We start from the raw sequence: 7,554 nt of genomic DNA on the forward strand, positions 1-7,554 counted from the left end.
AATTACTTCTCTTTTAAAAACTTTTCCCGGTTTAGAAGTTAGCAAAGAAAATAGTTCGAACTCTTTTCTTGGAAGTGCAATTTTTTTGCCTGCTTTATAAACAACATATTCATCTCTATCAATAACAATATCACCAATTTTAAAAGTTTCCTCACTTTCTGTTTCGGTTTTTAGTCTCCTTAATAAAGACTTTACCTTACTTACTAAAACTTTAGGCTTAATAGGTTTTGTAATATAATCATCTGCACCAGCTTCAAAACCTGCAACCTGAGAATAATCTTCGCCTCTTGCAGTAAAGAATGTAATAATTACATTTTCTAATGATTTAATTTTTCTAATTTTTTCGCAAGCCTCAATGCCATCCATTTCTGGCATCATGATGTCTAATAAAATTAAATGGGGGATATTTTTTTTCGCAATTTTTATAGCTTGCTGGCCATTTTCGGCAGTAAAAACTTGATATCCTTCATTCTTAAGATTATACCCAACTATTTCTAGAATGTCTGGTTCATCATCAACTAATAAAATTTTAATTTCACTTTTATTCATAATCTTTTTGAATGTTGAATATCAAAAATACAGATAATTCTAGTATAAAGTTAGGTTCTTAACAATCATTTAATCTTGGCTTTTTTAATTTACTTTTAAATAACATAGGATATTCTAAAAAAAAGCAGTTACTTCTATTAAATTAACAATTAATTAATGGGTTGTTAATCAGTGTAAAAGTTAATTATTTGTTATATTTACAGCCAATTCAAAAATCAAATCACACATGAAAAAAAACTACATTTTTACTTTATTGATTGCACTTTGTTTAACGGCAGTTTCTTTTGGGCAAGTATCTCTTCCTCATTATGATGGGTTTGATTATACTGTAGGAGCAGATTTAGGAGCTCAAACAAATTGGGAGAATTTTAGTGGTACTGTAAATGAAATTGATGCAGTATCAGGGAGTCTTTCCTATGAAGGATTAGAATCTTCAACAGGTAATTCAGTTTATTTAGAAGGATTGTCGTATGACTCTCAAATTTTGTTTTCGGAAGTTACTTCTGGAGAAGTTTTTTCTTCATTCATTATTAAAGTTACAGATATATCTAAAATGACTGATTATACTGATGGTGGATATTTTGCTATGTTTGCTTCGGGTACAACTTCTTTTAATGCTCGTTTATGGGTACATCCTGCTACTAATCCAGTGGCAAGTACTTTTAATTTTGCAATAACTAATGGGAGCTCAGGCACAGGTTTTGGCTCTGATTATAATGTAGATGATGAAATATTAATTGTGATGAGTTATAATACAACATCAGGGGTTATGAATGCTTGGATTAATCCTTCTTCTTCAGATTTTGAAGGAAGTACAGCTCCTACTGTTACATTAACAGATACAGATGCAACTCCCAATGCAACAAATAGATTTATTTTAAGACAAGATTCTGTTGATGAAACACCAGGAATGATTATTGATGAACTTAGACTTGGAACAACTTGGGCATCAGTTACACCAGCTGCTGCTGCTGCATCCGTAAAAAACAATTCAATCGAAGGTTTTGCAACCTATCCAAACCCAATTACAAATAATAGATTTACTATTTCTAGCAATAGCAATGGTAAAAAAGAACTTGTTATTTTTAATGTTTTAGGTAAGAAAGTACTTTCATCTAGTTTTTCTGGAGTAAAATCTACTATTGATGTGTCTGCTATTTCTGCGGGAATCTATATTTTAAAAGTTACAGAAGCGGGTAAAACAGCTTCTAAAAAGTTAGTAATTAGATAATATCTTACATTATTACATAAGTATTCTTATTTTAAAAGCTCCAAATTAATTTTTGGAGCTTTTTTATTTAGTATCTTTATCTTGGAAAAGAAAAATAATTTGCTATGAATCTTACCTACAACATAAACGATATCCTTTTTTTAGATATAGAAACGGTGCCTCAAGAAGAAAATTGGAGTTTACTTTCTAAAAGTACTCAAGAACTTTTTGAAAAAAAAACACAGTACCAAAGAAAAGATGAATATACTGCTGCACAGTTTTATGAACGTGCGGGGATTTGGGCAGAATTCGGAAAAATAATATGTATTTCCGTTGGCTATTTTGTGGACATAAAGGAAGTGAAGCAATTTAGAATTACCTCTTTTTTTGGAGATAACGAACACCAACTTTTAACTGATTTTAAAGTGTTGTTAGATAAACATTTCGCTAAAAAAGCGAATGTTTTATGTGCGCATAATGGTAAAGAATTCGATTTTCCTTTTATAGCTAGAAGAATGATTGTGCATCAAATAGAATTGCCTAAAAAACTAAATTTATTTGGTAAAAAACCATGGGAAATTCCGCATTTAGACACGCTAGAGCTATGGAAATTTGGTGATTACAAACATTATACATCACTAAAGTTATTAACTTCTATTTTAGGAGTTCCCTCGCCAAAAGATGATATTGATGGTAGTGAAGTTGCAGGTGTTTATTACAAAGAAAAAAATATTGATAGAATTGTTACCTATTGCGAAAAAGACACCATTGCCGTTGCACAAATTTTATTACGTTTTAATAATGAAGCCTTATTAAAGGACGAAAATATTATTCGAGTTTAGTTGAAAACAATTGTATTATGAGAATTGTATGGAATCAAAACGCTTTAGATAGTTTAGATAAAAATATAAATCATCTTAAAAAGAATTGGTCGACAGATGTACTTGTAAATTTTTTAGATATTGTAGATGAAAAGGTTGAGCTTTTAAAAACTTACCCTGAAATGGGAATAATTTGTGAATTCAAACCAATATTTCGTCAATTGGTCATTACAAAACACATTACACTATTTTACGAAGTAGAAACTGATGAAATTTATTTACATTTATTTTGGTTAAATTTCAGCGATTCATTAGAATTACAAATGCTTCTTTCGTAACATTTTCATTGCTTCACTGTGTTCTATTATCCTACCTGCTTTTTTATCTGCATTAGATTTTTCTAACTCCATTATCAAAGCTTCACTAGGAAATAAGATTTTTGAAATTGTAAAAACCTCATTCGCGGTAAATGTTTTAGTTTTTAATTTTCGGTAAAAAACTTGTTTTGACATTCCTAAATTTTGGTAAATAAAACTTATCTTAAAAGGCGAACTGTCTAAATAGTCTTTTAATTCATCTAAAAAAGTATTATATTTTGATACTATTTGTAGCATATTTTAGTATATTTTTGTGTTGTTATTAACAAATATAGTAAATATATTTAATACAATTAATTTAAAATATGCGATTTTTATTAGAGTTAAATAGAGGTTTTAATCTTCCTGTTTCATAGAAAGTTCAAACCAGCGCTCTTCTTTTTGTTCAATTGTAGTGATAATTTCTTGTAACTCTTCAGATTTTTTTGCAATATCATCAGGCTCAATCTCTACATTTAAAAATTGGTTCTCGATGGATGCTTTCCTTTTTTGAAGTCTTTCAATTTCTACTTCTAAAGCACCAAATTCCCTTTTTTCATTAAAAGTTAAGGTACTTTTGGTTGCTTTCTTTTCGGTTTTTTCAACGACTATTTCTACAGGTTTCTCATCTATTGTTTCAACAGGATCAGAACTATCATATGCTCTAAAATCAGAATAATTTCCAGGAAAATTTTCTACAATTCCTTCGCCTCTAAAAACGAATAAAGCATCTACAATTTTATCCATAAAGTATCGGTCATGCGATACTACTAATAAGTTTCCAGGATAATCTAATAAGAAATTTTCTAAGACGTTTAGGGTTACAACATCTAAATCGTTTGTTGGCTCATCTAAAATTAGAAAGTTAGGATTCTGAATTAAAACGGCACATAAATAAAGGCGTTTCTGCTCTCCACCAGAAAGTTTTCAACAAAATCATATTGTTTCTTTTTATCAACAAAAAGCGCTCTAAAAGTAATTGAAGTTGTTAAAGAATTTGGTGAATTTATCCCTTTAACAAAAGGAAGAAAAATTTCTGCTTCACAACTTTTAGAGCGCTTTTTGTTTGATAAAAAGAAACAATATGATTTTGTTGAAAAACTTTCTGGTGGAGAGCAGAAACGCCTTTATTTATGTGCCGTTTTAATTCAGAATCCTAACTTTCTAATTTTAGATGAGCCAACAAACGATTTAGATGTTGTAACCCTAAACGTCTTAGAAAATTTCTTATTAGATTATCCTGGAAACTTATTAGTAGTATCGCATGACCGATACTTTATGGATAAAATTGTAGATGCTTTATTCGTTTTTAGAGGCGAAGGAATTGTAGAAAATTTTCCTGGAAATTATTCTGATTTTAGAGCATATGATAGTTCTGATCCTGTTGAAACAATAGATGAGAAACCTGTAGAAATAGTCGTTGAAAAAACCGAAAAGAAAGCAACCAAAAGTACCTTAACTTTTAATGAAAAAAGGGAATTTGGTGCTTTAGAAGTAGAAATTGAAAGACTTCAAAAAAGGAAAGCATCCATCGAGAACCAATTTTTAAATGTAGAGATTGAGCCTGATGATATTGCAAAAAAATCTGAAGAGTTACAAGAAATTATCACTACAATTGAACAAAAAGAAGAGCGCTGGTTTGAACTTTCTATGAAACAGGAAGATTAAAACCTCTATTTAACTCTAATAAAAATCGCATATTTTAAATTAATTGTATTAAATATATTTACTATATTTGTTAATAACAACACAAAATATACTAAAATATGCTACAAATAGTATCAAAATATAATACTTTTTTAGATGAATTAAAAGACTATTTAGACAGTTCGCCTTTTAAGATAAGTTTTATTTACCAAAATTTAGGAATGTCAAAACAAGTTTTTTACCGAAAATTAAAAACTAAAACATTTACCGCGAATGAGGTTTTTACAATTTCAAAAATCTTATTTCCTAGTGAAGCTTTGATAATGGAGTTAGAAAAATCTAATGCAGATAAAAAAGCAGGTAGGATAATAGAACACAGTGAAGCAATGAAAATGTTACGAAAGAAGCATTTGTAATTCTAATGAATCGCTGAAATTTAACCAAAATAAATGTAAATAAATTTCATCAGTTTCTACTTCGTAAAATAGTGTAATGTGTTTTGTAATGACCAATTGACGAAATATTGGTTTGAATTCACAAATTATTCCCATTTCAGGGTAAGTTTTTAAAAGCTCAACCTTTTCATCTACAATATCTAAAAAATTTACAAGTACATCTGTCGACCAATTCTTTTTAAGATGATTTATATTTTTATCTAAACTATCTAAAGCGTTTTGATTCCATACAATTCTCATAATACAATTGTTTTCAACTAAACTCGAATAATATTTTCGTCCTTTAATAAGGCTTCATTATTAAAACGTAATAAAATTTGTGCAACGGCAATGGTGTCTTTTTCGCAATAGGTAACAATTCTATCAATATTTTTTTCTTTGTAATAAACACCTGCAACTTCACTACCATCAATATCATCTTTTGGCGAGGGAACTCCTAAAATAGAAGTTAATAACTTTAGTGATGTATAATGTTTGTAATCACCAAATTTCCATAGCTCTAGCGTGTCTAAATGCGGAATTTCCCATGGTTTTTTACCAAATAAATTTAGTTTTTTAGGCAATTCTATTTGATGCACAATCATTCTTCTAGCTATAAAAGGAAAATCGAATTCTTTACCATTATGCGCACATAAAACATTCGCTTTTTTAGCGAAATGTTTATCTAACAACACTTTAAAATCAGTTAAAAGTTGGTGTTCGTTATCTCCAAAAAAAGAGGTAATTCTAAATTGCTTCACTTCCTTTATGTCCACAAAATAGCCAACGGAAATACATATTATTTTTCCGAATTCTGCCCAAATCCCCGCACGTTCATAAAACTGTGCAGCAGTATATTCATCTTTTCTTTGGTACTGTGTTTTTTTTTCAAAAAGTTCTTGAGTACTTTTAGAAAGTAAACTCCAATTTTCTTCTTGAGGCACCGTTTCTATATCTAAAAAAAGGATATCGTTTATGTTGTAGGTAAGATTCATAGCAAATTATTTTTCTTTTCCAAGATAAAGATACTAAATAAAAAAGCTCCAAAAATTAATTTGGAGCTTTTAAAATAAGAATACTTATGTAATAATGTAAGATATTATCTAATTACTAACTTTTTAGAAGCTGTTTTACCCGCTTCTGTAACTTTTAAAATATAGATTCCCGCAGAAATAGCAGACACATCAATAGTAGATTTTACTCCAGAAAAACTAGATGAAAGTACTTTCTTACCTAAAACATTAAAAATAACAAGTTCTTTTTACCATTGCTATTGCTAGAAATAGTAAATCTATTATTTGTAATTGGGTTTGGATAGGTTGCAAAACCTTCGATTGAATTGTTTTTTACGGATGCAGCAGCAGCAGCTGGTGTAACTGATGCCCAAGTTGTTCCAAGTCTAAGTTCATCAATAATCATTCCTGGTGTTTCATCAACAGAATCTTGTCTTAAAATAAATCTATTTGTTGCATTGGGAGTTGCATCTGTATCTGTTAATGTAACAGTAGGAGCTGTACTTCCTTCAAAATCTGAAGAAGAAGGATTAATCCAAGCATTCATAACCCCTGATGTTGTATTATAACTCATCACAATTAATATTTCATCATCTACATTATAATCAGAGCCAAAACCTGTGCCTGAGCTCCCATTAGTTATTGCAAAATTAAAAGTACTTGCCACTGGATTAGTAGCAGGATGTACCCATAAACGAGCATTAAAAGAAGTTGTACCCGAAGCAAACATAGCAAAATATCCACCATCAGTATAATCAGTCATTTTAGATATATCTGTAACTTTAATAATGAATGAAGAAAAAACTTCTCCAGAAGTAACTTCCGAAAACAAAATTTGAGAGTCATACGACAATCCTTCTAAATAAACTGAATTACCTGTTGAAGATTCTAATCCTTCATAGGAAAGACTCCCTGATACTGCATCAATTTCATTTACAGTACCACTAAAATTCTCCCAATTTGTTTGAGCTCCTAAATCTGCTCCTACAGTATAATCAAACCCATCATAATGAGGAAGAGATACTTGCCCAAAAGAAACTGCCGTTAAACAAAGTGCAATCAATAAAGTAAAAATGTAGTTTTTTTTCATGTGTGATTTGATTTTTGAATTGGCTGTAAATATAACAAATAATTAACTTTTACACTGATTAACAACCCATTAATTAATTGTTAATTTAATAGAAGTAACTGCCTTTTTTTTAGAATATCCTATGTTATTTAAAAGTAAATTAAAAAAGCCAAGATTAAATGATTGTTAAGAACCTAACTTTATACTAGAATTATCTGTATTTTTGATATTCAACATTCAAAAAGATTATGAATAAAAGTGAAATTAAAATTTTATTAGTTGATGATGAACCAGACATTCTAGAAATAGTTGGTATAATCTTAAGAATGAAGGATATCAAGTTTTTACTGCCGAAAATGGCCAGCAAGCTATAAAAATTGCGAAAAAAAATATCCCCATTTAATTTTATTAGACATCATGATGCCAGAAATGGATGGCATTGAGGCTTGCGAAAA

11 protein-coding genes and 2 pseudogenes are annotated in these 7,554 nt (G+C 29.5%); 6 read left to right on the top strand and 7 right to left on the bottom strand.

The window, feature by feature from the left end; translation table 11 throughout:
- Window positions 1–549 (bottom strand): response regulator transcription factor (locus BST83_RS01780; protein ID WP_104808325.1); only part of this gene is annotated, 549 nt, incomplete at its 3' end.
- 226 nt (window positions 550–775) lie between these two features.
- Between BST83_RS01780 and BST83_RS01785 the strand changes: the two genes are divergently transcribed.
- The 3 genes from BST83_RS01785 (at window position 776) to BST83_RS01795 (ending at window position 2,918) form a co-directional block, all read left to right on the top strand.
- Window positions 776–1,780, top strand: a complete 1,005-nt coding sequence (locus BST83_RS01785; protein WP_104808326.1) for a T9SS type A sorting domain-containing protein — start codon at window positions 776–778, stop codon at window positions 1,778–1,780.
- Window positions 1,781–1,884: 104 nt separating this feature from the next.
- Window positions 1,885–2,601: a 3'-5' exonuclease gene (locus BST83_RS01790; RefSeq protein WP_104808327.1), complete on the top strand. Its 717-nt coding sequence runs from the start codon at window positions 1,885–1,887 to the stop codon at window positions 2,599–2,601.
- A gap of 17 nt (window positions 2,602–2,618) precedes the next feature.
- Window positions 2,619–2,918 (top strand): type II toxin-antitoxin system RelE/ParE family toxin, encoded by a 300-nt coding sequence (locus BST83_RS01795; RefSeq protein ID WP_104808328.1) that lies wholly within the window; start codon window positions 2,619–2,621, stop codon window positions 2,916–2,918.
- On the opposite strand, the gene BST83_RS01800 is transcribed toward BST83_RS01795, so the two are convergent.
- Together BST83_RS01800 and BST83_RS01805 are read right to left on the bottom strand one after the other, a co-directional pair.
- Window positions 2,898–3,194 carry a hypothetical protein gene (locus BST83_RS01800; protein WP_104808329.1) on the bottom strand — a complete coding sequence of 99 codons (297 nt, stop codon included), beginning with the start codon at window positions 3,192–3,194 and terminating at the stop codon, window positions 2,898–2,900. The two genes, BST83_RS01795 and BST83_RS01800, sit on opposite strands and share 21 nt — an antisense overlap.
- A gap of 99 nt (window positions 3,195–3,293) precedes the next feature.
- The gene (locus tag BST83_RS01805; protein WP_104808330.1) at window positions 3,294–3,683 is read right to left on the bottom strand and encodes an ABC transporter C-terminal domain-containing protein; all 390 of its coding nucleotides are present in this window, start codon (window positions 3,681–3,683) and stop codon (window positions 3,294–3,296) included.
- 225 nt (window positions 3,684–3,908) lie between these two features.
- On the opposite strand from BST83_RS01805, the pseudogene BST83_RS01815 reads away from it, so the two are divergent.
- Both BST83_RS01815 and BST83_RS01820 read left to right on the top strand, forming a co-directional pair.
- Window positions 3,909–4,604: pseudogene (locus tag BST83_RS01815) on the top strand (ABC transporter C-terminal domain-containing protein); the annotation flags it as partial.
- Between the two features lie 98 nt (window positions 4,605–4,702).
- On the top strand, window positions 4,703–4,999 hold the full coding sequence (locus BST83_RS01820) for a hypothetical protein (protein ID WP_104808329.1): 297 nt from the start codon (window positions 4,703–4,705) through the stop codon (window positions 4,997–4,999).
- On the opposite strand, the gene BST83_RS01825 is transcribed toward BST83_RS01820, so the two are convergent.
- The 4 genes from BST83_RS01825 to BST83_RS01840 form a co-directional block, all read right to left on the bottom strand.
- On the bottom strand, window positions 4,979–5,278 hold the full coding sequence (locus BST83_RS01825) for a type II toxin-antitoxin system RelE/ParE family toxin (RefSeq protein ID WP_104808328.1): 300 nt from the start codon (window positions 5,276–5,278) through the stop codon (window positions 4,979–4,981). The two genes, BST83_RS01820 and BST83_RS01825, sit on opposite strands and share 21 nt — an antisense overlap.
- Window positions 5,279–5,295: 17 nt before the next feature.
- Window positions 5,296–6,012 (bottom strand): 3'-5' exonuclease, encoded by a 717-nt coding sequence (locus BST83_RS01830; RefSeq protein ID WP_104808327.1) that lies wholly within the window; start codon window positions 6,010–6,012, stop codon window positions 5,296–5,298.
- A 104-nt stretch (window positions 6,013–6,116) separates the two neighbouring features.
- Window positions 6,117–6,266 carry a T9SS type A sorting domain-containing protein gene (locus tag BST83_RS21295; protein ID WP_104808332.1) on the bottom strand — a complete coding sequence of 50 codons (150 nt, stop codon included), beginning with the start codon at window positions 6,264–6,266 and terminating at the stop codon, window positions 6,117–6,119.
- Window positions 6,251–7,120 (bottom strand): hypothetical protein, encoded by an 870-nt coding sequence (locus tag BST83_RS01840; protein WP_104808333.1) that lies wholly within the window; start codon window positions 7,118–7,120, stop codon window positions 6,251–6,253. Before BST83_RS01840 ends, BST83_RS21295 begins: the two co-directional genes overlap by 16 nt.
- A 227-nt stretch (window positions 7,121–7,347) precedes the next feature.
- Between BST83_RS01840 and BST83_RS20305 the strand changes: the two are divergent.
- Window positions 7,348–7,554, top strand: a pseudogene (locus BST83_RS20305) (response regulator); the annotation flags it as partial.

Origin of the sequence: Polaribacter filamentus (assembly GCF_002943715.1) — a bacterium.
Classification (GTDB): domain Bacteria; phylum Bacteroidota; class Bacteroidia; order Flavobacteriales; family Flavobacteriaceae; genus Polaribacter; species Polaribacter filamentus.

What these genes read in the sequence shown, in the direction of transcription:
- BST83_RS01785 (WP_104808326.1), top strand. Translation starts at nt 776, where the DNA reads ATGAAAAAAAACTACATTTTTACTTTATTGATTGCACTTTGTTTAACG.
- BST83_RS01790 (WP_104808327.1), top strand. Translation starts at nt 1,885, where the DNA reads ATGAATCTTACCTACAACATAAACGATATCCTTTTTTTAGATATAGAA.
- BST83_RS01795 (WP_104808328.1), top strand. Translation starts at nt 2,619, where the DNA reads ATGAGAATTGTATGGAATCAAAACGCTTTAGATAGTTTAGATAAAAAT.
- BST83_RS01800 (WP_104808329.1), bottom strand. Translation starts at nt 3,194, where the DNA reads ATGCTACAAATAGTATCAAAATATAATACTTTTTTAGATGAATTAAAA.
- BST83_RS01805 (WP_104808330.1), bottom strand. Translation starts at nt 3,683, where the DNA reads ATGGATAAAATTGTAGATGCTTTATTCGTTTTTAGAGGCGAAGGAATT.
- BST83_RS01820 (WP_104808329.1), top strand. Translation starts at nt 4,703, where the DNA reads ATGCTACAAATAGTATCAAAATATAATACTTTTTTAGATGAATTAAAA.
- BST83_RS01825 (WP_104808328.1), bottom strand. Translation starts at nt 5,278, where the DNA reads ATGAGAATTGTATGGAATCAAAACGCTTTAGATAGTTTAGATAAAAAT.
- BST83_RS01830 (WP_104808327.1), bottom strand. Translation starts at nt 6,012, where the DNA reads ATGAATCTTACCTACAACATAAACGATATCCTTTTTTTAGATATAGAA.
- BST83_RS01840 (WP_104808333.1), bottom strand. Translation starts at nt 7,120, where the DNA reads ATGAAAAAAAACTACATTTTTACTTTATTGATTGCACTTTGTTTAACG.